The organism is Kitasatospora sp. NPDC007106 (genome assembly GCF_040634455.1).
In the GTDB taxonomy this organism is placed as follows: domain Bacteria; phylum Actinomycetota; class Actinomycetes; order Streptomycetales; family Streptomycetaceae; genus Kitasatospora; species Kitasatospora arboriphila.
In genome coordinates this window covers 1-23,793 of sequence record NZ_JBEYFP010000042.1, presented here as the reverse complement: position 1 = coordinate 23,793, position 23,793 = coordinate 1, and the positions used below count along the sequence as shown (strand labels likewise).

Sequence of the window (23,793 nt, the reverse complement as noted above, 5' to 3'; positions counted from 1 at the left end):
GTGCACCGGCAGCCGCGGGCCGCCACCGTGGGGTGCTGGCCCCGCCCGGCGCCCGAGCGCCGCGGCCCGTCGAGAGGTGCGCCGATGCCCGTCCCGTTCACCGCCGCGCTGCCCGCCCTCCTGCTGCTGCCCGCGCTCGGCGGGCCCGGCACGGTGGTCGAGGCGGACTTCGCGCCGGCCACGGCCTTCGTCCCGCCGGCCGCGATCAGCCACGCCCCGGACGTCGTGCCGTACGGCTCCCGCGTCCGGGTCACCGAGACCCGGACCGGCACCGGGACGGCCGTCGCGCTGGAACTCACCGGGATCGCCCCCGCCACCGAACTGGCCGCCCACGTGCACACCGGGCAGTGCGGGGCGGACCCGGCCGCCTCCGGCCCGCACTACCAGGACGCCGTGGACCCGGTGCAGCCCTCCACCGACCCGGCCTACGCCAACGACCGCAACGAGGTCCGGCTCGCCCTGCGCACCGACGCGGCCGGGGACGGGACGGCGCGGACCGCGGTGCACTGGCGGTTCCGGCCTGGCGGGGCGCGGTCGCTGGTGCTGCACACCGTGCACGCCGAGGGCGCCCACCCGGCGGGCGCCCGGGTGGCGTGCGTGAACGTCGACTTCTGAGCGCCCCGGGACGGGCCGGACCGCCGGCGGCGGCACGGCCGGCCCGGTCCGGCCCGGCCCCCGGGGGTGCGGTCAGTCCCCGAGGGTGGCGACCAGCACGGCCTTGATGGTGTGCAGCCGGTTCTCCGCCTGGTCGAAGACCACCGAGTGCGCGGACTCGAAGAGCTCGTCGGTGCACTCCAGCTCGGTCATGCCGGTCTCCTCGTGCATCTGGCGGCCGATCTCGGTGCCGAGGTCGTGGTACGCGGGCAGGCAGTGCAGGAACTTGACGGCGGGGTTGCCGGTCAGCCGGACGGTGTCCATGGAGACCTGGTACGGCTTCAGCAGGGCGATCCGCTCGGCCCACACCTCCTTGGGCTCGCCCATGGAGACCCAGACGTCGGTGTAGAGGAAGTCGGCGCCCGCCACGCCCTCCTCCACCGACTCGGTGACGGTGATCCGGGCGCCGGTCGTCGCGGCGAGGTCCTGGGCGGCCTTCTGCACGTCGTCGGCCGGCCAGAGCTCCCGCGGGGCCACGATCCGCACGTCCATGCCGAGCAGGGCGCCCGTCACGAGCAGCGAGTTGCCCATGTTGTTGCGGGCGTCGCCGAGGTAGGCGAGGGCGACGTCGCCGAGCGGCTTGGCGCAGTGCTCGCGGACGGTGAGCACGTCCGCGAGCATCTGGGTCGGGTGCCACTCGTCGGTCAGCCCGTTCCACACCGGGACGCCGGCGTGCGCGGCCAGCTCCTCCACGATCTCCTGGCCGTGGCCGCGGTACTCGATGCCGTCGAACATCCGGCCGAGCACCCGGGCCGAGTCCCGGATGGACTCCTTGTGGCCGATCTGGGAACCCGCCGGATCGAGGTAGGTGGTGGCGGCGCCCTGGTCGTGGGCGGCCACCTCGAAGGCGCAGCGCGTCCGGGTGGAGGTCTTCTCGAAGATCAGGGCGATGTTCTTGCCCCGCAGCCGGGGCTGCTCGGTGCCGGCGTACTTGGCGGCCTTCAGCTGCGCGGCGAGGTCCACCAGGAAGCGGAACTCCTGGGGAGTGAAGTCGAGCTCCTTGAGGAAGTGCCTGTTCCGGAGGTTGAACGCCATACCGGGCTCCTGGGTCGTCCGATGTCGAGACGGGAAGTGTATACGACTGTCGGAATTTGTATGCAGGGATGGCGCTGTGATGCGGGCGACCCGGCCCGCCCCCGCAGGTCGCGCGGGGGCGGGCCGGACGGCGTCACGGGGACGGCGGTCGCGCGCACGGGCAGGTCACAGCCGCGGGTCGACCGGCTCGGACTCCAGGGCGAGCACCGCGAAGACCGGCTCGTGCACCCGCCACAGCGGCTCGCCGGCGGCCAGCCGGTCCAGCGCCTCCAGGCCGAGGGCGTACTCGCGCAGCGCCAGCGAGCGCTTGTGCCCCAGGAAGCGCTGGCGCAGCTGGTCCAGGTACTCGGTGTAGTCCGGGCCGTAGATGATCCGCAGGTACTCCCGGCCGCGGACCTTCACGCCCGGCTGCACCAGCCGCCCGCCGGCGTCGCGGACCAGCGAGGCGAGCGGCTTGACCACCATGCCCTCGCCGCCGGCCTCGGTGAGCTCCTCCCACCAGGCGATGCCGGCCGCGACGGAGGCCTCGTCCGCGGTGTCCACGACCAGGCGGCCGGTGCGCTGCAGGATCGGCTCGTCGGGGTCGTCGGCCCCGACCAGCCGGTCGAGCCACCCGAGGTGCCGGTCGTGCGGCAGCACGGCGAGGTTGGCACCCTCGGCGGCCAGCAGCTGGAACGGGGCGAGCCTGATCCCGCTGAGGCCCTCGGTCGGCCAGCAGTAGCGCCGGTACGCCGCGGTGAAGGCGTCGGCGTCGAGCGCGCGCTGCCGCTGCCGGGCCGTCAGGTCGGCGACGTCCAGGCCGCGCTCGGCGGCCCGGTCGAGCGCGTCGAGCACCTGCGGCAGGGCGGCGCCGGCCGCAGCGCCGACCGCCGCGTACTGGCGGCGCAGCAGCTCGGCCGCCTTCAGCGACCACGGCATCAGCTCGGCGTCCAGCAGCAGCCAGCCGGTGCCCAGCTCGTCGAAGAGCCCGGCCCGCTCGGCGGCGGCCCGCAGACGGGCCAGGACGGCGCCGGTCAGTTCCTCGTCGCCGAGGAAGGCGCGGCCGGTGCGCGTCCAGATCGCCCCCGGGCCGGCGAGGCCGAACCGCTTCTCCAGCGCCGACCAGTCCCGGGCGACCAGGACGACCGCGCGGGAGCCCATGTGCTTCTCCTCGCAGACCACCTGCTGCACGCCGTCGTGGCGGTAGGCGAAGAACGCCTCCTCCGGGTGCTCCAGGTAGCCCTCGCGCCGGGAGGTGGCGGAGGGCGCCATGGTCGGCGGCAGGTAGGCGAGCAGCCGCGGGTCGAGGGCGAAGCGGCTCATCACCTCCAGCGCCGCGGCGGCGTTCTCCTCGCGGACGGAGACCCGCCCGTGGTGCGCCGTCTCGACGATCCGCCGGCCGGCCACGTCGGCCAGGTCCAGCGGACGGCCCTCGCGGCCGCCGGGCGCGTCGGTGTGCAGCGGGCGCCGCGGGGCGTACCACTCCTGCTCGGCCGGGACGGTGACGAGCTCGCGCTCCGGGTAGCGCAGGGCGGTGAGGTGGCCGCCGAAGACGCAGCCGGTGTCCAGGCAGATGGTGTTGTTGACGAAGCTCGCCGTGGGCGTCGGGGTGTGGCCGTACACGACGAGCGCCCGGCCGCGGTACTCCTCGGCCCACGGGTAGCGGACCGGCAGGCCGTACTCGTCGGTCTCGCCGGTGGTGTCGCCGTAGAGCGCGTGCGAGCGGACCCGGCCGGAGTTGCGGCCGTGGTACTTCTCGGGCAGGCCGGCGTGGCAGACCACCAGGGCGCCGCCGTCCAGCAGGTAGTGGCTAACCAGGCCGCGCATGAACGCCCGGACCTCGGCCCGGAACTCCTCCGGCTCGGCGGCGAGCTGGTCGATCGACTCCTTCAGGCCGTGCGAGACGGTGACCTTGCGGCCGTCCATGTGCCGGCCGAGCTTGTTCTCGTGGTTGCCGGGCACGCAGAGGGCGTGGCCGGCCGCGACCATGCCCATCACCAGGCGCAGCACGCCCGGGGTGTCCGGGCCGCGGTCGACCAGGTCGCCGACGAAGACCGCGGTACGGCCCTCGGGGTGGGCGGCGTCGACGGCGCGGCCGCGGTCGTCGCGGTCGATCCGGTAGCCGAGGCGGACGAGCAGCGTCTCCAGCTCGGAACGGCAGCCGTGGATGTCGCCGACGATGTCGAACGGGCCGGTGAGGTGCCGCAGGTCGTTGAACCGCTTCTCCGGCACGATCTCGGCGGCGGCGACCTCGGCCTCGCCGCGCAGGACGTGCACCTTGCGGAAGCCCTCGCGCTCCAGCCCCTTCATCGAGCGGCGCAGCTCGCGCTGCTGGCGCGGCAGGACGTGCGCGGGCAGCTGGCGGTCCGGCCGGTGGCTGTTGCGCTCGGCGCAGACCGAGGTCGGCACGTCCAGCACGATCGCGATGGGCAGCACGTCGTGCTCGCGGGCGAGCCTGATCAGCGCCTTGCGGGACTCCGGCTGCACGTTGGTCGCGTCGACGACGGTGAGCCGGCCGGCCGCGAGGCGCTTGCCGACGATGTAGTGGAGCACGTCGAAGGCGTCGGTGGACGCCGACTGGTCGTTCTCGTCGTCGGCGACCAGACCCCGGCAGTAGTCGGAGGAGACGACCTGGGTCGGCTGGAAGTGCCGGCGCGCGAAGGTGGACTTGCCGGAGCCGCTGGTGCCGATCAGGACGACCAGGGACACGTCGGTGACGGGCAGTCGGCGGACGGGCTGCGCGGCCTCGGCCGCGGCTGCGTCGGCAGCCGCGCCGACGATGCCGCCGGTGTCCGCGGTGGTGTCCGCGCCGGTGTCCGGGCCGGTGTCCGCGGGGCCGGCGGGCAGGCCGTCGTCGGCGGAGCCGCCGGTGGGCAGGACGTCGGAGGTCATCGGGTCACGCTCCCTTCAGGGGCATTGTCGGTGGTGGCCGTGCGGAACAGGGCGAGCTGGGTCGGCGCGCCGACCTCCTCGTCGAACGGTCCGACCGGCCGGAGGGCGACGGTGTAGCCGTAGGTGCCGGCGACCCGCTCGGCCCAGGCGGCGAACTCGGCCCGGTTCCACTCGAACCGGTGGTCGGAGTGCCGGACGTGGCCGGCCGGGAGGGTCTCCCAGCGGACGTTGTACTCGACGTTCGGGGTGGTGACGACGACGGCCTGCGGACGGGCCGCGCCGAAGACGGCGTACTCCAGGGCGGGCAGCCGGGGCAGGTCGAGGTGCTCGATCACCTCGGACAGCACGGCCGCGTCGTACCCCTTGAGCCGGGCGTCGGTGTAGGTGAGCGCGCCCTGGATGAGGCGGACCCGGGCTGCCTGGCGCTCGCTCATGCGGTCGAGCCGCAGCTTGCGCCCGGCCGCGGCCAACGCCCGCGAGGAGACGTCCACGCCGAGCACCTCCGTCACCCTGGCGTCCTTCAGCAGTTCGCCCACCAGCTCGCCCTGGCCGCAGCCGAGGTCGAGCACCCGGGCGGCGCCGGTCTCGGCCAGTGCGGCCAGGATCGCGGCACGCCGCTGGACGGCGAGCGGGACGGGCCGGTCGCCGGCGTCCGGCTCGGCCGCGGTCGGCGCGAAGCCGGTCGAAGCGTCGGTGACAGCCGTGTCGGTGCCGCCCGTGTCGGTGCCGGCCGCGTCGGTGCCGGGGGCCTCGGCGGCCGGGTCGTCGGCCGGCGGGTCGTCGTCGACGGCGTTGTCCAGCTCCTCGGCCTCGCTGTCGTCCGCCTCGGCGAGCCGGGCCAGGGCCAGCCGCTCCATGGCGAGCCTGGTCAGCGACCAGCGCCGGGCCAGGTAGCGGCGGGTGATCACGGCGAGCTCGGGGTGGTCGGCCAGCCAGCCCTCGCCGGCGGCGAGCAGCTTGTCGACCTCGTCGGGCGCCACCCAGTAGTGCTTGGCGCCGTCGAGTACCGGCAGCAGCACGTACAGGTGCTGCAGCGCGTCCGCCAGGCGCAGTTCACCGGTCAGCTCCACCCGGACGTAGCGGGACTCGCCCCACTCGGGGAAGGTCTCGTCCAGCGGGACCGCCACCGCGTCCACCTGCCAGCCGAGCGGCTCGAACAGCCGCCGCACCATCGCCGGACCGCCGCCCTCGCCGCCGCCGGTCGCGGGGACCGCGGGGAGGTCGATGCGCAGCGGCATGACCAGCTCGGCCCGGCCGGGCAGCTTCTCGCAGACGCCCTTCATCGCCGACCGGAAGACCGTGCGCAGCGCCACCGCCAGCAGCGAGGACGCGGCGTAGGGCCGGTCGTTCACGTACTGGGCGAGGGCGAGGTCGGGCGAGCCGGACCGGCCCCGGCCGCGGCCCTGGCGGACGAGGGCGACGGGGTCGATGTCGAGGAGCAGGGCCGCCGTGCACCGCTGCTCGGTGGCCTCCGGGTAGAAGACGTGCGCCACCCCGTGCGAGGTGGAGAAGCGCTGCACCTTCTCCGGGTGCTTGTGCAGCAAGAAGCCCAGGTCAGTGGCCGGGCGGTCGGCTGTGGCCGTGGTGGAGATCGAGATGAACACCCGGTCGAGTATCGCCGACGGACGATCGGCCGGTCACCGGATTTTGCGCTGCTGCGCAAGTCCCGGGCCTGCCCGGGTGCCGGCCCGTCCCGGGGGCGGTCCGCGCGCCGGCGGGTCGGCCGCGGGGTCGGGGGCATGGACGTCGGAGGGGGCGCGCGGGTGCCCGGTCGCGGCGTCCGCACGGTGAGCGCGTTCGGCACGGCCACCCCCGATTCGTTAACGTGCACGATGTGACTGCTGAAACCTCCTCCCTCGCACGCGGCGCCGTCGCGGCCGGCCTGGCGACGATCGCGGCCGACGGCACCGTCCTGGACACCTGGTTCCCCGCGCCCGAGCTGACGGCCGAGCCCGGCCCGGCGGGCACCGTCCGGCTGACCGCCGAGCAGGCCGAGTCCGAGCTCGGTGCCGGCGCGGCCGAGGCGCTGCGCAGCGACGCCCGCCGCGGCGTCGAGGTCGTCGCCGTGCGCACCACCATCTCCTCCCTGGACGACAAGCCGCTCGACGCGCACGACGCCTACCTGCGTCTGCACCTGCTGAGCCACCGTCTGGTCAAGCCGCACGGGCAGAACCTGGACGGCATCTTCGGTCTGCTCGCCAACGTCGCCTGGACGAGCGTCGGCCCGGTGCCGGTGGCGAACGTGGAGCAGGCCCGTCTGGCGGTCCGCGCGCAGGGCGGTCAGCTGGCCGTCTACGGCGTGGACAAGTTCCCGCGGATGACCGACTACGTCGTCCCGACGGGCGTGCGGATCGCCCACGCGGACCGCGTCCGCCTCGGCGCGCACCTCGCCGAGGGCACCACGGTGATGCACGAGGGCTTCGTCAACTTCAACGCCGGCACGCTGGGCACCTCGATGGTGGAGGGCCGGATCAGCGCCGGTGTCGTGGTCGGCGACCACAGCGACATCGGCGGCGGCGCCTCGATCATGGGCACGCTGTCCGGTGGCGGCAAGCAGGTCGTCTCGGTCGGCGAGCGCTGCCTGCTCGGTGCCAACGCCGGCATCGGCATCGCGCTGGGCAACGACTGCGTGGTGGAGGCCGGTCTGTACGTGACCGCCGGCACCCGGGTGACCACCCCGGACGGCAAGATCGCCAAGGCGGTCGAGCTGTCCGGCCAGGACAACCTGCTGTTCCGCCGCAACTCGCAGAGCGGCGCCGTCGAGGTCATCGCGCGGTCCGGCTCGTGGGGCGGGCTGAACGCGGAGCTGCACGCGCACAACTGATCTCCTGTGTTCCGGGCGGGCCCGGGCGGCGTACCTCCGTGTACGCGGCCCGGGCCCGCTGCCGTTCCGCCGCAGCTCACCGGGCGGCGCCCGGTCCCGCCCTCGGTCGGCCCCGGCTCCGGGCCCTAGCCGAGGGCGGACCGGGGCCGCAAGCCGCGCTCACCCGAGGGGCTGACCCGGCGGCGGTCTTGGACCTCAACGGGTGGTCCCCGGTGACCGCCCGCGGGCGGGGGTCGTTGGACGGGCGGCGCCGGTATCGGACGCCGTACTCCGCACCGTCGAGCTGGAAGGGCACCCCCATGTCCGATCCCCTGTCCGACTCCGCCTCCGACTCCCTGCCCGACTCGCTGTCCGCTCCGGTCGGCGAGGGGCCCGGCGGCGCGTCCCAGAACCTCGCGGACGACGTGTCCGCGGCCGAGGCGTCGAAGGACCTCCTGCAGCAGATGGAGGAGCTGCTGGCGACCGTGAGTGCCAGCCTGGCCGGTCTGGGCGCCGATCTGCGGTCCTCCGCCTCCCGGACCGGCACGCCGGACGACGAGGCTCCCCGGCCGGACGCTCACGGCTGACCCACCGCTCCGGCACCCGCCCCCGCACGGGCACGGGCACCGGCACCAGCACCAGCACCAGCACCAGCACCGATTGGCGGGCCGAGGCGGACGGACAGCAGCGGGCCGAGTCGCTCCGACGGGTCCTCCGACAGGTCCTCCGACCCGGTGGCCGACAGGTCCACGGAATCCCCGGCGCCCACGGAGTCCACGGAGTCCACAGCCTCCCCGGAGCACCCCGGCCGGCCCGCCGGGACGTCGAACGGGCCCTCGTCCAGGTACTCCGGCCCGTCCTCCTCGGGCGGCGGGAGACCGTTCGCGCGGCGGACGGCCCGGAGCAGCTCGGCCGCCACCTCCTTGCAGTCGGCACCGGCGTCCACCCCGTCGATGCAGCGCCAGTAGACGCTCTCCGCGTCGGCGCCGCAGGCGAGCACGACGAGCGCCTCGGCCACCTCGTGCAGCAGGAAGCAGAGTTCGCACAGGACGGGGTCGAGCTCGCCGAGGTCGTCCAGGCGGCGGGCCCGGCCGCCGGCCCAGTCCGTGCCGGGCGGGCCGAGGACGTCGAGCGTGTCGAGGGTGCCGAGGGCGCCCGGCGGGTCGTCGAGGCAGCCTGCCGCATGGGCGCCCGCGTCGCAGAGGAGTTGGCCGAGGGCGCCGATCTCGCCGGAGTCCTGCTCCGCGATCCGGGCACCGACCGCCTCGGTGAGCAGGCCGGCCTGACGGGCCTCCAGCAGCACGCCCTGCGCCGTCCTGGCCTCGGCCAGTGCGTGCCGGGTCGTCTTGATCAGTCGCAGCGCGTCCATGCCGCCGCTCCCCTCGCTCGCATCGGGACCGCCGTTGCCGACGGTGTGTCTCGACGCAAGCGTGCTGGCCGGCCCCGCCCGGGCCGGCCGCCCGGGCCGGACCTGTGGACAACCCGCCCCTGTGAACAACCGGGGTCACCCGTACGAGCGACGAACCACCTGGACTCGGGCGTCAGCCGGTCCGATCGTCCGACGAATCCCCGGAGGAGCCCGCACCCGCGGACGGCGCCTCCGAAGCCCCGGACGGCGACTCCCCACCCGCAGGCAGCGACTCCGAAGCCCCGGACGGCGAGCCCGCACCCGCGGACAGCGGCTTCCCACCCGCGGACGGCGGCCGCGACGCCACCCCTTCGCCCGCAGCCGGCGAGCGTCCCGGCACCGGGAAGCGCTCCTCGTTCCGCTCGATCTTGGCCGCCAGCGCCTCTGCCGGGTCAACCCCCACCACGCTGCAGAACTGCAGCAGGTAGGCCAGCACGTCGGCGACCTCGTCCCGGACCCGGTGGGCTCGGTCGGGTTCGGCCATCACCGCGTCCGCCTGTTCCGGCGTCAGCCACTGGAAGATCTCCAGCAGCTCGCCGGCCTCCACGCTGAGCGCCGCGGCCAGGTTCTTGGGCGTGTGGTACGGCTGCCAGCTGCGCGCCGCCGCGAACGCGTCGAGGCGGCGGCTCAGCCGCACCAGTGCGTCCTCGCCCGGCGCCGGTCCGGGCTCGGGCGCGGGGCGGCCGGATCCGCCCCGGCCGGGGTGGGAACCACCGGGGCCGGAGGGCTTGTCGTTGTCGGTCACGCCCCCAGGTCTACCCCATCGGCGTCGCCCCTCCCGGCCTGCTGCGGTACCCGGGGCGTCCGGTCCGGCAGGACGAGCACGCTGTGGCCGGTGGCCGGGTCGCGGCGGCACTCGACCAGGTCCAGCCCCTCCACCTCCGCGGTGGCGGCGGGCTCCTGCAGTGCGGCCAGCAGCCGGACGTCCCCCTTGTCGCACACCTCGCGGGCGACCCGCAGCAGCGAGGCGACCTGTTCGGTGCCCAGACCGGCCCCCAGGTCCTCGGCGAGGACGGTCAGCTGCCGGTGGGCGGAGGGCACCTCGGCCGCGGCGTCGACGTCCAGCACCCCGGCCCCGGTGAGCAGCACCGCGGCGAAGGCGAGCAGCCGCAGCATGCCGTCGGAGGCCTGGTCGGCGCCGGTGCGCCCGAGCACGCCCTCGTCGAAGACGGCCATCAGCCGCTGCTGGGCGTCCTCCCCGCGGCGGGCGACCTCCAGCCCGAGCAGCGGGTGCGGGGCGGCGGCCTGGACGGCCTTGAGCAGGCGCCCGTAGCGGCGGCTGCACTCGTTCTCCAGCCGGGCGAGCACGGCGGAGATGTTGGAGGCGGTACCGACCAGCCGGGCCTGCGGTTCGGGCCTGGTCCAGCTGCGCATCGCGGCGGGCACCGGGTGCAGCGGGAAGACCTCGCGCAGGGCGGTGAGCAGTTGTTCGGTGGCGGCGAGCACCTTGCGCTCGCCGGGCGAGGAGCCGGCCACCCGGAGCGGGATCTGAGCGGTGATCAGGCTGTCGCTGGGGAAGGGCGCGCGGATGTCGCCCTGCCGGGTGTCGTTGTGCCAGGTGACGTTGACCCGGCCCTGGGCGATGTCCTGTTCGCCGGTCTCCACCAAGGTCTCGCCGGCGAGGGTCAGCCACTCCCGGGCCACCCGGACGCGGCCGTCGGTGCGGACGACCAGTTCCAGCCGGATCGGTCCGGCGCAGGAGCGGACGGTGCAGCCGAGGATGATCGCGTTGCGGCCGTGCGGGACGCACCCCATCAGGCCGCCGCGCACGGGCCCGGCGAGCGGGCCTGCGGTGCCGCCGACGCCGTCCAGCGAGGGGCCGATCTCCTCTCCGATCGCCAGCCGGGAGAGCACCGCCAGGGCGTCCAGCGCGTTCGACTTGCCGACGCCGGACGGGCCGTGCAGCACGGTCAGCGGGGAGAGCGGCAGGGTGGTGCGGCGGTAGGACTTGAAGGAGGTCAGCCGGATTTCCTCGACCGCGGGGCGGCGGGTGGGACGGGCGATCGGGGCTGCGGGAGCGGCGGCTTCGCTGGTCACCCGGGGGACCCTAGCGGCCGGGGGGCCGGACGAAACGTCCCTGCTCGGGCCGGTTCACACGAACGGCTCAGCATTCGCACACCGCCCCCACCGCCTCCCCTGCGGGTCCACGCGGCCCGGTGCCGACAGCACGGGCCGCGTCACGGACGGCGACGAGGACACCGGCGCGGACACGGGTGCGGCCGGCGACACGGACGCCGTCCCGGCCGGCGATGCGTCAGCCGTACACCGGGAGCAGCTCAGCTGCACACCGAGGGCAGCTCAGCCGTACACCGAGAGCAGCACGGAGCCGGTGACCTCGACCGGCTCCGGCAGGGCGGCGAGTGCGGCGGCGAGCCGGTCCGGGTCGGTGTGCCAGGCGTTCGGGCCCATGCCGACGACGGCGGCGGCGTCCCGGTGCGACAGCCGCAGGGTGAACTCCACCTCGGTGCGGTCGATCGGGCGCAGCCAGGGGTTCAGCTTCTCGTCGATCCGGCGCTCCTTCTCCTCGTCGACCGACAGCAGGCCGAGCCCGGAGACGAGTTCGCGCAGGTGGCGGGAGGTCGGCGCGACCAGCAGCAGGCGTCCGCCGGGGCGCAGCACGCGGCGGATCTCGGGGCCGTTGCGCGGGGCGAAGACGTTGAGGACGAGGTCGGCGCAGTCGTCGAGCAGGGGCAGCGGCCGCCAGGCGTCGCAGACCACGGCGCCGATCCGGGGGTGGGCCCTGGCGGCGCGGCGCAGGGCGTACTTGGAGATGTCGAGGGCGGCGCCGGCCGGGCCGTCGAGGCGGTCGAGGACGTGCGCGAGGTAGTGGCCGGTGCCGGCGCCGAGGTCGGCGACCAGTCCGTCGGAGAGGTCCCCGGGGGCGTCCGCGGCGGCGTCGGCGAGTGCCTCGGCGACGGGCCGGTAGTGGCCGGCGGCGAGGAAGTCGCTGCGGGCGGCGACCATCTCCGCGGTGTCGCCGGTGCCGGTGTGCGCGTCGCCGGGAAGCAGGCTGACGTAGCCCTGCCGGGCCTGGTCGAAGCTGTGCCCGGCGGGGCAGCGCAGGGTGCGGCCGTCGAGGGCGAGGTGCTGCGCGCAGTGCGGGCAGGCCAGGTGGGGCTCGATGTCCTGCAGCAACGTGGCGGTCCTCGTCGGGCTCGGGGGTGGGGCCCAAGCCTAACGAGTCGGCCGGTGTCGCCCGGCGCGTCAGTCGGTGTCGTCCTCGTCGTCGTCGCCGCTGACCTCTTCCTCCTCGGGCTCGTCGACGACCCAGGCGGAGAGCCGTTCGGCGACCCCGCTGACGCCGATCTTGCCCTCGCGGATGCCGCGGGCGAGACTGCGGACCTCGCGCGCGGTGGTGGCGACGCTGCAGCCGCTGGCGACCAGGTAGGCGTAGGCGACGGCGGTGGCGAACAGTTCGTTGTTCCGCTCCAGCGAGGGGATGCGGATCAGTTGGTGCATCAGGGCCGCGGCCCGGTCGTGCGGTTCGGGGTAGACGGCGATGTCGAAGATCTCGGCCTGGTGCCGGGCGACCGCGGCCAGCAGCGACCCGTAGTCGGTGACCTGGGGGTCGCCCGGGGTGTACTGCTCAGCGGTCATGAGCAGCCACGAGAGGTCGACCTCGAGCTTCAACGGCGCACATCCTGGGCACCCGGCTCCCCGAACTCGGCCAGGAAGGCCGTCTCGTACTCCTTCATGAACTGGGCCGCGGTGTCCACGAAGAGGCGCCCGGCCTCGCCCATGTCCTGCTGGACGAGCCGTTCGATGTACTGGTTCATGCTGATCCCCTGCTGCTCGGCCCGTTCCCGGGCCATCTCGGCGGTGGTGGCGTCCACCCGGACGTTGAGTTGTTTCTTGGCCATGAATTCAAGCTAGCGCTGGGGTGCTAGCACAGCAAGGGCGCATTCCGGCCGCCTCGCCGTGCCCGCCCCCCTCAGATGTCCGTTCGCGCCCCACCGGAAACCAGCCCCGCGGAACGATCGGACGGCGCCGTCCCGCAGCGCCCCCGACCTGCGCCGACCGCCGCCGGTGAACGGGGGCCGCCGCCCGGCCGTCCCCCGGTCGACGGGCGGGCGGCACACGCGTGTACGGCGAATTCCCGCCACGGCTCCGCGGAACGGGACCCTCCGGCCCCGGAACGCCGATCGGCGGGCACCGGAGTCTCCTCCCGTGCCCGCCGATCGAAGCGGTTCCTGTCCGCGGCAGCGGCTACTCGTTCCCGCCGGGACCCTCGCCGACCGGCTCCAGGATCGCCACGCACTCGAAGTGATGGGTCATCGGGAACAGGTCGAAGGCCCGCAGCGAGACCGGCCGGTAGCCGCCCTCGCGGAAGAACGCCAGGTCCCGGGCGAGCGCCGCCGGGTCGCAGGCGACGTACGCGATCCGGCGGGCCTCCAGGCCGACCAGGTGCGCGACGGTCTCGCGGCCGGCGCCGGAGCGCGGCGGGTCGAGCACGATCAGGTCGGTGGCGGTGATGCCGGTGCGCGGCAGCAGGGTCTCGACCCGGTCGCACTCGATCCGGACGTTCTCCAGGGCGGCCAGGTTGTGCCGGGCGTCGGCCACGGCCTGCTTGGACGACTCGATGCCGAGCACCGCGCCGTCCTCGCCGACCCGGTCGGCCAGCGCGCCGGCGAACAGGCCGACGCCGCAGTACAGGTCGAGGGCCATCTCGCCCCACTGCGGGTCCAGGCCCTCCAGCACCGCGTCGACCAGGGTGTCCGGCGCCTGCGGGTGGATCTGCCAGAAGCCGCCCTCGGAGACCCGCCAGGTCCGGCCGGCCGCCCGCTCGCGGACGAAGGTCCGGCCGTGCACCCGGTGGAAGAGGCCCTGCTCGTCGACGCGGGAGATGGACACCGGCCGGTCGAGCTCGACCAGCGGCAGCTGCTCGCCGGGGCGCGGCCGCAGGATGACCTGGCGGTCCGAGGAGCCGGTCGCGGCGACCGCCTCCACGGCGGCCACGCCGTCCCAGTCCCGTGCCTCGACGCCGAGCTCGGTGACGCCCTCGGCGGCGATCAGGCAGCGGTCGATCGGCTGCACGTCGTGCGAGCGGTGCCGGCGCAGGCCGGCCCGGCCGGTCTCCGGGTCGACGGTGTACTGGACGCGGGTGCGCCAGGCCGGGACCTCGCCCGCCGGGAGCTTGCCGCCGACCGGCTCCACCGAGCCGTCCCAGCCGGCCTCGGCGGGGGTCAGCCCGCCGAGCTTGGCGAGCTGCTCGGTCAGCACCTGGCCCTTGAGCTTGCGCTGGCCGCCCGGGGTGACGTGCTGCCAGTCGCAGCCGCCGCACTTGCCGGGGCCGGAGAACGGGCAGGGCGCGGCGATGCGCTCCTTGGCGGGCTCCAGGACCTCCACGGCGTCGGCCCGCAGGAAGCGGGAGGTGGTGGTGCCCTCGGTGACCTGGGCGATCACGCGCTCGCCGGGCAGGGTGTGCCGGACGAACAGCACCCGGCCCTCGTGCCGGGCGACGCAGTGGCCGCCGCCGTGCGCGACGGGGCCGACCTCGACCTCGTAGCGCTCGCCGACCAGCGGATCGCCGCTCGGCACCCTGGGCTTCGACTCGGCCCGGGGCCCGGACGCCGCCGTGGACGCCCGCTTCGCCGCCGCGCCGGACTTCGGCTCGCCGGTGCGCAGCGCCTTCGGCGGGCGGACGGTCTGCTTGCCCGGCCGCCGGCCCTTCGAGCCGGCCAGCTGGTCCTTGCCGGCCGTGCCGCGGCCCTGCGGGGCCGTCCGCTCGTCCGCGGGCGCCTCCTCGCGGGGAGCGCGGGGCGCGGTCTGGGCGGTGTAGCCCTCGCGGTCGGTGGCCGCCGGACGGGCGGACCGGTTGCTCCACTTGGGGTGGGCCACCTGGCCCGGGCGGCCGCCGGAGCGGCCGGAGCGGCCGGCCGAGCCGCCCGATCGGGGCGGGTTGTTGCGGGTCACGGTGATCCGTCCTTGTTGCCGGTCCGGGTGGTGTCGGAGGTCTCGAACGGCCGGCCGCCGTGGTGGCGGGGCTCGCCGCGGCGGACGGCGCCCGGCGCCGACCATGCCTTCTGCGGCTTGCGCCGCTCGGAGGACTCCAACTGCCAGGGTACGGAGGTCACCATCACACCGGGCTTGAACAGCAGGCGGCCCTTGAGGCGCAGGGCGCTCTGGTTGTGCAGCAGGTGCTCGTACCAGTGGCCGACGACGTACTCCGGGATGTAGACGGAGACGACGTCGCGGGGGCTGCTGCGGCGCAGGTTCTTGACGTAGTCGAGGACGGGGCCGGTGATCTCGCGGAACGGCGAGTCGAGGACCTTCAGCGGCACCTCGATGCCGCGGGCGTCCCAGTCCTTGCGCAGCGCCTCGGTGTCGGCCGGGTCGACGTTGACGGTGACGGCCTCCAGGGTGTGCGCGCGGGCCAGCCGGGCGTAGGCGAGGGCGCGCAGGGCGGGCTTGTGCAGCTTGGAGACCAGGACGATGGCGTGCACCCGGGTCGGCGGGGCGACGTCCTCGGGCTCCTCGGCGGCGACGAGCTCGGTGGAGACCCGCTCGTAGTGGCGGCGGATCGCCTTCATCATCACGAAGAGCACGACCATGGTCGCGATGGCGATCCAGGCGTGGCTGATCTTGGTGGCGAGGACGACGATCAGCACGGCCATGGTCATCACCAGGCCGAAGGCGTTGATGGCCCGGCTGCGCTGCATATGCGAGCGCTTCTTCGGGTCGGTCTCGGTGCGCAGCAGGCGGGTCCAGTGCCGGATCATGCCGGACTGGCTCATGTTGAAGGAGACGAAGACGCCGACGATGTACAGCTGGATCAGCCGGGTCGGGTCGGCGTCGAAGGCGATGATGAACAGGATCGCCACGCCGGCCAGCAGGATGATGCCGTTGGAGAAGGCCAGGCGGTCGCCGCGGGTGTGCAGCTGGCGGGGCAGGTAGCGGTCCTGGGCGAGGATCGAGCCGAGCACCGGGAAGCCGTTGAAGGCGGTGTTGGCGGCGAGCACCAGGATCAGGCCGGTCACGGTGGCGACGAAGTAGAAGCCGGGCGTGAAGTTGGAGAACACGGCCTCGCTGATCTGGGCCAGCGCGGTCTTCTGGTGGTAGCCGGGGCCGGCGCCGACGAGCTGCTCGGCCGGGTCCTCGGCCATCTGCACGTGGGTGAGGCGGGCCAGCCAGATGATGCCCATGAACATCACGACGGCGATGGACGCCATCATCAGCAGGGTGGTGGCGGCGTTCTTGCTCTTGGGCTTGCGGAAGGCCGGGACGCCGTTGGAGATGGCCTCGACACCGGTCAGCGCGGCACAGCCGGAGGAGAAGGCCTTCAGCAGCAGGAAGACCATCGCGAAGCCGGCCAGCGAGTCGTTGCCGGGGGTGGCCTGCAGGTGGAAGCCGGAGCTCTCGGCGTTCATCGTCTGGCCGAGGCCGGAGCGGATCGCACCCCAGACCACCATGCCCATCACACCGGCCATGAAGGCGTAGGTGGGGACGGCGAAGGCGCTGCCGGACTCGCGGACGCCGCGCAGGTTCATGCCCATCAGCAGGATGACCACGAGGATCGACAGCGGCAGTTCGTGGCCGCGCAGCGAGGGGACGGCGGAGACCACGTTGGCGACGCCGGAGGTGGTGGACACGGCGACGGTCAGCACGTAGTCGACGAGCAGGGCGCTCGCCACGACCAGGCCGGAGTTGGGGCCGTGGTTGACGGTGGCGACCTCGTAGTCGCCGCCGCCGCTGGGGTAGGCGTGCACGTTCTGCCGGTACGACGCGACCACCGCGAGCATCACGACGGCGACGACGAGGCCGATCTGCCAGGAGAAGTGGATCGCCGAGGCCCCGGCGATGGAGAGCGTGAGGAGGATCTCCTCGGGGGCGTAGGCGACGGAGGACAGCGCGTCCGAGGCGAACACGGGCAGCGCGAGCCGCTTGGGCAGGAGCGTCTCCCCCAGCTTGTCGCTGCGGAGCGCTCGCCCGATCAGGATGCGTTTCGGGAGATCGGCAGGCATAGGCACATCAAGGAATCGTAGGGGCTGCCGACATGTGCTCCGACGACCGGTGCCCCCTCCGTCGAGACTGTGTTCGGTGGACCGGCTAGCGTGTCGGATGAAGGGATAGCGGGCAACACCCTGGTTGCCCCAGGTGCCGAGGTCGAAGGCGCCGACGACGATCCACCCCCGGAATGCGGGGGTGTGGAAGGATGATGAGCGGTGTTTGCGCAGGTCATGGCCCCAACGGACCGGGTGAGGTAGCGTCCCGTGCACATCGTCATCATGGGCTGCGGACGCGTGGGCTCGGCCCTCGCGAGAGCCCTGGAGAAACAGGGTCACTCGGTGGCCGTGGTGGACCAGGACCCGACGGCGTTCCGCCGTCTCGGTGCCGGGTTCAACGGCCGGAGGGTTACGGGCGTCGGCTTCGACCAGGACACCCTGCGGGAGGCGGGCATCGAGGAGGCGGGCGCCTTCGCCGCCGTCTCCAGCGGTGACAACTCCAACATCATCGCGGCGCGGGTCGCCCGCGAGAACTTCGGCGTCGAGCACGTCGCCGCCCGGATCTACGACCCCCGCCGCGCCGAGGTCTACCAGCGGCTCGGCATCCCGACCGTGGCGACCGTCCGCTGGACGGCCGACCAGATGCTGCGCCGGCTGCTGCCGAGCGGCGCCGAGCCGCTGTGGCAGGACCCGAGCGGCAGCATCCAGCTCGCCGAGATCGCCTACGCCCCGAGCTGGGTCGGGCACCGGCTGAGCGCCATGGAGGAGGCCGCGGGCGTCCGGGTGTCGTTCCTCACCCGGCTCGGCGAGGGCGTGCTGCCCGAGCCGCAGATGGTCGTCCAGGAGGGCGACCTGGTGCACGTCACCCTGCGCCGGAGCGAGCTGGACGCGGTCGAGGCCGCGTTCGCGAAGGGCCCCGAGGAGGGTGGTCACTGATGCGTGTCGCCATTGCCGGGGCCGGTGCGGTCGGCCGCTCGATCGCGGGCGAGCTGCTGGAGAACGGCCACGACGTCCTCCTCATCGACAAGAACCCGAACTCCATCTCGGTCGAGCGCGTGCCGATGGCCGAGTGGCTGCTCGCCGACGCCTGCGAGATCACCTCGCTGGACGAGGCCGCCCTGCAGCGCTGCCACGTGGTGATCGCCGCCACCGGCGACGACAAGGTCAACCTGGTGGTGTCGCTGCTCGCGAAGACCGAGTACGGCGTGCCGCGGGTGGTCGCCCGGGTCAACAACCCGAAGAACGAGTGGCTCTTCAACGAGTCGTGGGGCGTTGACGTCGCCGTCTCCACCCCGCGCCTGATGTCGGCCCTGGTCGAGGAGGCCGTCAGCGTCGGCGACCTCGTCCGGCTGATGCGCTTCAGCCAGGGCAACGCCAACCTGGTCGAGCTGACCCTCGCCGCCGACACCGAACTGGTCGGCACCCGGGTCGCGGACGTGCCCTGGCCGGTGGACACCGCGCTGGTCACGATCATCCGCGAGGGCCGGGTGCTGGTGCCGGGCAAGCAGGACACCCTGGAGGCCGGCGACGAGCTGCTGTTCGTGGCCGCCCAGGAGCGCGAGGAGGAGCTGGAGAGCCTGCTGTCGGCGGGCTCCGGCGCCCAGTAGCGGGACGCGCAGGCACGGCGGAGGGGCCGCACCCGGCGGGTGCGGCCCCTCTCGTCACTCCGTGTCCGTCTGCGCCTTGATCGGCGGCGGCGCCTTCAGCAGGATCTGCCAGGTCACGTACATCGCCAGCAGCATCGGCGGGATCCCGAGCGCGACCTTCAGCCAGCCGAGCAGGTTGACGTTCCCGGTGAAGTACAGCGGGAAGAGGATCACCGGCTTGATGCCCATGATCACCACCCAGGCCCAGGTCGCCTTGGTGTACGCGGCGAGCCGGCCCGGGTTCTGGGTGCGCCAGGTGAACATCTCGCCGGTGATCGGGCCGAGCATCACGCCGATCAGCGGCCAGCGCACCAGCGCGGAGACGGCCAGCGCCACGCAGTAGCCCACGCTGTACAGCAGGCCGGGCAGGTAGAAGTTCTCCGCCTTGCCGGTCTTCATCGAGATCCAGGCGCCGATCGCGACGCCGAAGACGCCGCTGAACGCGTGCTGGATCGTCTCCCGCTTCGCCAGCCGGACGACCACGAACAGCGCGCTCAGGCCGAGCGCCGACCACGCGGCGGGGGCGACCTGGTGCGTCACGTTGAAGGCGATGATGAAGACCAGGCCCGGCAGGGTCATGTCGATCATGCCGCGGACGCCGCCGAAGGCCTTGATCACCGTCTCGGCGGCCTCCTTGGACGCCGCCGCGTCGTGCGCCGCCGTGCCCGGTTCCGGCACGGGGTCGTGCGCCACCGCCGGCTCGATCCCGGTGGGCAGGTCGGCGGTGCGGGCGGCGGACTCGCCGCCGGGAAGGTTGCTCACGCTGATTCGCTCCCGTGTCCGACCGGACGCAGCTCGTAGCGGGGGTTGAACAGCACGCGGCGCCCGCGTGCGTGGCTGATCCGGCCGGAGGCGATGAGCCGCCGACCCGGTTCTATGCCCACGATCGAGCGGCGGCCGAGCCAGACCACGTCCAGCGCGTCACTGCCGTCGAAGAGTTCGGCCTCCAGGGCCGGCACGCCCGCCCGAGGGCGGATCGTCACGGTACGCAGGGTCCCGGCCACGGTGACCACCTCGCGGTCCCCGCAGCTGGCGATCGGGGTGCATCCCGACTCGGCGGTGTCCTGGCGCAGCTCCTCGGCCTCCAGTTCCTCCGTGGAGGAGGTCAGCCGGTTGAGCATGCGTCGGAAGCGGCCCTGCGGCTGGTCGCTGCGGATGTCACCACTCATGTCGGAAAGGCTACCGGGTGACGGGGCCCGCGCGGCAGGGCTGCAGGTCACACCGGGCCGCCGCACCCGCGGGCCGCCCGGTCCGCGGCGGGCCGGTGTGACCCGCCGCCCCGACCCGCCGGCGCGTCCGGCCGGCCGTACGCCGCCCGCGTGCGCCCGCTGCCGCGGCGGTGCAGCCTCTCGTGCTGCGGCCGGCCACCGGCCCCGCCACCGCTTCACGCCGCCGCCACGCCCGTGCAACACCCCGCTGCGACCATCGACCGCATGCTCTCCCTGGTCGCCTCCCCCGCGTTCGGCCGAGCCCCCCAGTCCACCGAGGGCGGCGGCGCCGGGGCGGTGCTACGCGCCGTCCTGGTGCGCGGCGCGCTGACCCGCCCCGCCCTCGGCCGGGCCACCGGCCTCAGCGCCGCCGCCGTCTCCCGGCACACCACCGACCTCGCCGCCCTCGGCCTGCTGCGCGAACTGCCCCCGGCCGACGGCCCGCCGCGGGCCGGCCGGCCCCGGCTGCCGCTCGACATCGACACCCGCCACCACCTCGCCTGCGGCGTCCACATCGGCGTCCCGTGGATCACCTTCGCCCTGCTCGACCTGCGCGGCCGCGTCGTCGCCCACGAACGGCTCCCCCGGCACGGCGACGCCACCGCCGTCCTGCGCACGATCCGCACCCACCTGCCCTCCTTCACCGCCCGCCGCACCGCCGGACGCTCGCTGCTCGGCGTCGGCGTCGTCACCGGCGGCTGGGTCGACTCCGAACGCGGCGTCGTCGTCGAGCACGCCCCGCTCGGCTGGCACGACGTGCCCGTCCGCGACCACCTCGCCGGAGTCACCCGGCTGCCCGTCCATGTCGACGGCCACGCCCGCGCCCTCGCCCGGGCCGAACTCCTCTTCGGCGCCGGCCGCGAGGCCACCGACCTCGTGCAGCTCTTCGTCGGCAACGTCGTCGACGCCGCCATCGCCACCGGCGGGGGCGTCCTGCAGGGCAGGCGCTCCCGGGCCGGTGACATCGGTCACCTGCCGGTGCCCGGCTCCACCGAACCCTGCCCCTGCGGCCGCACCGGCTGCCTCCAGGCCACTGTCTCCGACCGCGCCCTGGTCCGCCGCGCGCACCGGCTCGGCGTCGTCCCGCAGCCCGACCTCGACCTGCTGCTCACCCGTGCCGCCGCCGGCCGCCCCGACGCCCTGGAACTCTTCGAGGAGCGGCTGCGGCTGATCGCCCCCGCCGCGGCCCTGCTGCTCGACGTGCTCAACCCGGAGGTGCTGGTGGTCAGCGAGGCCGGACTCGCCGTCTCCCCGCACCTCGCGGACGTCCTGCACGAGCAGGTGCTCGCCCGGGCCCGCCCCGAGCCCGGACAGCTCGTCGCCGCGGGCTCCTTCGGGTTGGACCTGCTGGCCGTCGCCGCCTGCGCGGGAGTCCTCGACAGCGCGTACCGGCGGCCGATGGAGCTGCGAACCGCCCGGGCGTCCTGACCTGCGGGTCCCCGCCCCGGGCCGGCCCGCACCAGCGCTCCGACCAGTGCGAACGGTCCGTCAACGCCGCATTAATTCCGCCGGGCCGAGGAATCGTTGTCCGCCCGCCGGGCCGCCCGGAGGATGGCAGGGACCCCTCGTCCCCTCCTCCGAGCCGGAGCCCTCCGCCATGCCCGAGAACGACCGCCAGCTGCACTTCAACCTCTTCCTCATGGGCGTCGGCCATCACGAGGCCGCCTGGCGCCACCCCCGGACCGACCCGGCGCAGGCCGCCGACATCGGCCACTTCCAGGACCTCGCCCGGCAGGCCGAGGCGGCCTCCTTCGACTCCGTCTTCCTCGCCGACGGCGTCGAGGCCCGCTCGGACGGCGGCTGGGGCCTGATCAGCCACTTCGAACCGTTCACCCTGCTCACCGCGCTCGCCGTGGTCACCGAACGGATCGGGCTCATCGGCACCGTCTCCACCGGCTTCTCCGAGCCCTACAACCTCGCCCGGCAGTTCGCCTCGCTCGACCACATCAGCCGCGGCCGGGCCGGCTGGAACATCGTCACCTCGGCCGGCGACCGCGCCGCCCAGAACTTCGGACGCGACGCCAACCAGGAGCACGCCCTCCGCTACGAACGGGCCGACGAGTTCCTCGACGTCGTCACCGCGCTCTGGGACAGCTGGGAGGACGGCGCCCTCCTGCTCGACCGCACCACCGGCGCCTTCGCCGACCCCGACCGGGTCCACGAGATCGACCACACCGGCACCCACTTCCGCGTCCGCGGGCCGCTGAACATCCCGCGCAGCCCGCAGGGCCACCCGCTGCTCGTCCAGGCCGGCTCCTCCGGCAGCGGCCGCGCGTTCGCCGCCCGCCGGGCGGAGGCCGTGTTCACCGCGCAGCAGACCCTGGAGGAGGGGCAGTCCTTCTACGCCGACCTCAAGCGGCAGGCCGCCGCCGCGGGCCGCGACCCGCAGCAGGTGAAGATCCTGCCCGGCGTGGTGCCCGTGATCGGCTCCACCGAGGCCGAGGCCCGCCGCCTCGACGAGGAACTGGACGCCCTGATCAGCCCCGCCCGCGCCGTCTCCGTCCTCTCCGGCGTCCTCGGCGTCGACCTCACCGACCACCCGCTCGACGCCCCGCTGCCGCCGCTGCCGCCGGTCACCGAGATCAACGGCGCCAAGAGCCGCTTCGAGCTCGTCCGCGACCTCGCCGAACGCGACGGACTCACCCTGCGGCAGCTGATCGGCCGACTCGGCGGCGGCCGCGGCCACCAGGTCGCCGTCGGCACCCCCGAACAGATCGCCGACCACATCGAGACCTGGTTCACCCGGGGCGCCGCGGACGGCTTCAACGTGATGCCGCCGATCCTCCCCGACGGCCTCACCGACTTCGTCGAGCAGGTGCTGCCGATCCTCCGCAAGCGCGGCCTCTTCCGCGAGGGCTACACCGGCCGCACCCTCCGCGAGCACTACGGCCTCCACCGCCCCGCCGGCCGCTGGTCCACCGCGGCCTGACCCCACCCCCACCCCCGGCGCGGGGAGGAACCCAGGGGCGCGGGGAACTGCGCAATTCGGATGCGGCTCACCGTACGGACCAGGCCCGGCCCGTGCAGTCATGACACCCGCGTCCCGGTTGCGCAGTTCCCCGCGCCCCTGAGGTGTGACCACCCGCGGCACAGAGCGTGCTCCCGGTACGGAACACCCCGCCCACCCCGGCCCGTTGGCACTCTCGGAGCGCGGCACCCACGCCCCGCTCTCCACCCACCACCCCACCACCCCACCAGCCCTGCGCAGCAGCCCCCAACGAGGAACACCCCGCCCACCCCGGCCCGTTGGCACTCTCGGAGCGCGGCACCCACGCCCCGCTCCCACGGACGAGGAGGCGGGGATGACGGACCGGAAGTCATTGGTGCTCGGCGGGGGCGGGTTGGCGGGGATCGCCTGGCTGACCGGGTTGCTGGCCGGGTTCGAGGCGGAGGGTGTCGCCGTGGCCGGCACGGCGGACCAGGTGGTGGGCACGTCGGCGGGTTCCACCGTGGCGGGTCAGCTGGCGAGCGGTCTGCCGCTCACCGAGCTCTACCACCGGCAGAGCGAACCCACCTTGCAGAACGCCGAGTTGACCCCCGACCCGGCCACGGTCGCCACCTTGACCGCGGTCTGGGGGAAGCTCGTCGAGGAGACCGTCGACCCGGTGGAACTGCGCCGGTCGGTCTGCGAGATGGCCCTGGCCGCGGAGACGGTGTCCGAACCGGCCCGCCGCGAGGTGATCGAGGGGCGGCTGCCGCGGCACGACTGGCCGGCGTGGCCGCTCACCCTGGTGGCGGTGGACGCCGGCACGGCCGAGGAGGTGCTGATCGACCGGGAGTCCGGGGTGGGCCTGGTCGATGCGGTGGCGGCGAGCTGCGCCGTCCCGGGGATCTGGCCGCCGGTCTCGGTGGACGGCTCCCGGTACGTGGACGGCGGTGTCCGCAGCTCGGCCAACGCCGACCTGGCCGAGGGCGGCCGGGTGCTGGTGCTGGCGCCGCTGCCGGACGAGGCGCTGACCGCGCAGGTCGCCGCGTTGGAGGCGCGCGGTGCGGCGGTGCTGGCGGTGACCCCGGACGAGGCGTCCGCGGCCGCGTTCGGCGTGAACCCGCTGGACCCGGCGGTGCGGACGCCGGCCGCGGCGGCCGGCCTCGCGCAGGGCCGCCGGATCGCCGCGCAGGTCGCGGAGGTGTGGGGGAGGTGAACGCGCCCGGCCGCGGGGGGCGGGGGGGGGGCGCGCGGCGGCCGCGGCGGGGGGCGGCGGCGGGGGGGGCGCGCGGCCGTGCG

The 23,793-nt window shown here is 74.4% G+C and carries 19 protein-coding genes and 2 pseudogenes; 8 read left to right on the top strand and 13 right to left on the bottom strand.

Features of this window, described 5'->3' with window-relative positions; genetic code table 11:
• Nucleotides 1-615, top strand: a pseudogene (locus ABZ641_RS07300) (hypothetical protein); the annotation flags it as partial.
• A 72-nt stretch (nt 616-687) separates the two neighbouring features.
• Here the strand turns inward: ABZ641_RS07300 and argF are convergent.
• The 3 genes from argF to ABZ641_RS07285 all read right to left on the bottom strand — a co-directional run bounded on the left by argF (nt 688) and on the right by ABZ641_RS07285 (nt 6,164).
• Nucleotides 688-1,689: an ornithine carbamoyltransferase gene (argF, locus tag ABZ641_RS07295; RefSeq protein WP_344626006.1), complete on the bottom strand. Its 1,002-nt coding sequence runs from the start codon at nt 1,687-1,689 to the stop codon at nt 688-690.
• Between the two features lie 165 nt (nt 1,690-1,854).
• A complete protein-coding gene (locus ABZ641_RS07290; RefSeq protein ID WP_359979835.1) occupies nt 1,855-4,560 on the bottom strand; it encodes a polynucleotide kinase-phosphatase in 2,706 nt (901 codons plus the stop codon).
• Nucleotides 4,557-6,164: a 3' terminal RNA ribose 2'-O-methyltransferase Hen1 gene (locus ABZ641_RS07285; protein WP_344626008.1), complete on the bottom strand. Its 1,608-nt coding sequence runs from the start codon at nt 6,162-6,164 to the stop codon at nt 4,557-4,559. The genes ABZ641_RS07290 and ABZ641_RS07285 overlap by 4 nt, the downstream gene beginning before the upstream one ends.
• A gap of 221 nt (nt 6,165-6,385) precedes the next feature.
• On the opposite strand from ABZ641_RS07285, the gene dapD reads away from it, so the two are divergent.
• Together dapD and ABZ641_RS07275 are read left to right on the top strand one after the other, a co-directional pair.
• Nucleotides 6,386-7,384, top strand: a complete 999-nt coding sequence (gene dapD / locus ABZ641_RS07280; protein WP_344626009.1) for a 2,3,4,5-tetrahydropyridine-2,6-dicarboxylate N-succinyltransferase — start codon at nt 6,386-6,388, stop codon at nt 7,382-7,384.
• A gap of 299 nt (nt 7,385-7,683) precedes the next feature.
• A complete protein-coding gene (locus ABZ641_RS07275; RefSeq protein WP_359979832.1) occupies nt 7,684-7,950 on the top strand; it encodes a hypothetical protein in 267 nt (88 codons plus the stop codon).
• On the opposite strand, the gene ABZ641_RS07270 is transcribed toward ABZ641_RS07275, so the two are convergent.
• From ABZ641_RS07270 to ABZ641_RS07235, 8 genes and pseudogenes are all read right to left on the bottom strand, one after another.
• A complete protein-coding gene (locus ABZ641_RS07270; RefSeq protein ID WP_359979829.1) occupies nt 7,941-8,732 on the bottom strand; it encodes a DUF6099 family protein in 792 nt (263 codons plus the stop codon). The genes ABZ641_RS07275 and ABZ641_RS07270 overlap by 10 nt on opposite strands.
• A gap of 370 nt (nt 8,733-9,102) precedes the next feature.
• Nucleotides 9,103-9,411: pseudogene (locus tag ABZ641_RS07265) on the bottom strand (nucleotide pyrophosphohydrolase); the annotation flags it as partial.
• Between the two features lie 101 nt (nt 9,412-9,512).
• Nucleotides 9,513-10,808, bottom strand: coding sequence for an ATP-binding protein (locus ABZ641_RS07260; RefSeq protein WP_344626012.1), 1,296 nt, complete (start codon nt 10,806-10,808; stop codon nt 9,513-9,515).
• 261 nt (nt 10,809-11,069) lie between these two features.
• Nucleotides 11,070-11,906 (bottom strand): putative RNA methyltransferase, encoded by an 837-nt coding sequence (locus tag ABZ641_RS07255; protein WP_344626013.1) that lies wholly within the window; start codon nt 11,904-11,906, stop codon nt 11,070-11,072.
• Nucleotides 11,907-11,975: 69 nt separating this feature from the next.
• Nucleotides 11,976-12,401: a fic family toxin-antitoxin system, toxin component gene (locus ABZ641_RS07250; RefSeq protein WP_344626014.1), complete on the bottom strand. Its 426-nt coding sequence runs from the start codon at nt 12,399-12,401 to the stop codon at nt 11,976-11,978.
• Nucleotides 12,398-12,631, bottom strand: coding sequence for a toxin-antitoxin system HicB family antitoxin (locus tag ABZ641_RS07245; RefSeq protein WP_030270443.1), 234 nt, complete (start codon nt 12,629-12,631; stop codon nt 12,398-12,400). Before ABZ641_RS07245 ends, ABZ641_RS07250 begins: the two co-directional genes overlap by 4 nt.
• Before the next feature lie 346 nt (nt 12,632-12,977).
• Entirely contained in the window at nt 12,978-14,309 is a 1,332-nt protein-coding gene (locus ABZ641_RS07240) for a TRAM domain-containing protein (protein ID WP_359979838.1), read from the bottom strand.
• A 371-nt stretch (nt 14,310-14,680) separates the two neighbouring features.
• Nucleotides 14,681-16,732, bottom strand: coding sequence for an APC family permease (locus tag ABZ641_RS07235; RefSeq protein WP_344626015.1), 2,052 nt, complete (start codon nt 16,730-16,732; stop codon nt 14,681-14,683).
• 249 nt (nt 16,733-16,981) lie between these two features.
• Here ABZ641_RS07235 and ABZ641_RS07230 point away from each other — a divergent pair, with 249 nt between their 5' ends.
• Together ABZ641_RS07230 and ABZ641_RS07225 are read left to right on the top strand one after the other, a co-directional pair.
• Nucleotides 16,982-17,650, top strand: a complete 669-nt coding sequence (locus ABZ641_RS07230) for a TrkA family potassium uptake protein (RefSeq protein WP_344626016.1) — start codon at nt 16,982-16,984, stop codon at nt 17,648-17,650.
• Nucleotides 17,650-18,321: a TrkA family potassium uptake protein gene (locus ABZ641_RS07225; protein WP_344626017.1), complete on the top strand. Its 672-nt coding sequence runs from the start codon at nt 17,650-17,652 to the stop codon at nt 18,319-18,321. Before ABZ641_RS07230 ends, ABZ641_RS07225 begins: the two co-directional genes overlap by 1 nt.
• 54 nt (nt 18,322-18,375) lie before the next feature.
• Here ABZ641_RS07225 and ABZ641_RS07220 read toward each other — a convergent pair whose 3' ends face one another.
• Together ABZ641_RS07220 and ABZ641_RS07215 are read right to left on the bottom strand one after the other, a co-directional pair.
• On the bottom strand, nt 18,376-19,122 hold the full coding sequence (locus ABZ641_RS07220) for a DUF3159 domain-containing protein (RefSeq protein ID WP_359979824.1): 747 nt from the start codon (nt 19,120-19,122) through the stop codon (nt 18,376-18,378).
• A complete protein-coding gene (locus ABZ641_RS07215; protein ID WP_095875656.1) occupies nt 19,119-19,529 on the bottom strand; it encodes an OB-fold nucleic acid binding domain-containing protein in 411 nt (136 codons plus the stop codon). The genes ABZ641_RS07220 and ABZ641_RS07215 overlap by 4 nt, the downstream gene beginning before the upstream one ends.
• Nucleotides 19,530-19,793: 264 nt before the next feature.
• On the opposite strand from ABZ641_RS07215, the gene ABZ641_RS07210 reads away from it, so the two are divergent.
• From ABZ641_RS07210 to ABZ641_RS07200, 3 genes are all read left to right on the top strand, one after another.
• Complete coding sequence (locus ABZ641_RS07210) at nt 19,794-20,996, top strand: ROK family transcriptional regulator (protein WP_344626019.1); 1,203 nt, start codon at nt 19,794-19,796, stop codon at nt 20,994-20,996.
• Nucleotides 20,997-21,165: 169 nt separating this feature from the next.
• Nucleotides 21,166-22,497: an LLM class flavin-dependent oxidoreductase gene (locus ABZ641_RS07205; protein ID WP_359979820.1), complete on the top strand. Its 1,332-nt coding sequence runs from the start codon at nt 21,166-21,168 to the stop codon at nt 22,495-22,497.
• A 373-nt stretch (nt 22,498-22,870) separates the two neighbouring features.
• Nucleotides 22,871-23,710: a patatin-like phospholipase family protein gene (locus ABZ641_RS07200; protein WP_359979817.1), complete on the top strand. Its 840-nt coding sequence runs from the start codon at nt 22,871-22,873 to the stop codon at nt 23,708-23,710.
• Nucleotides 23,711-23,793 lie beyond the last annotated feature (83 nt).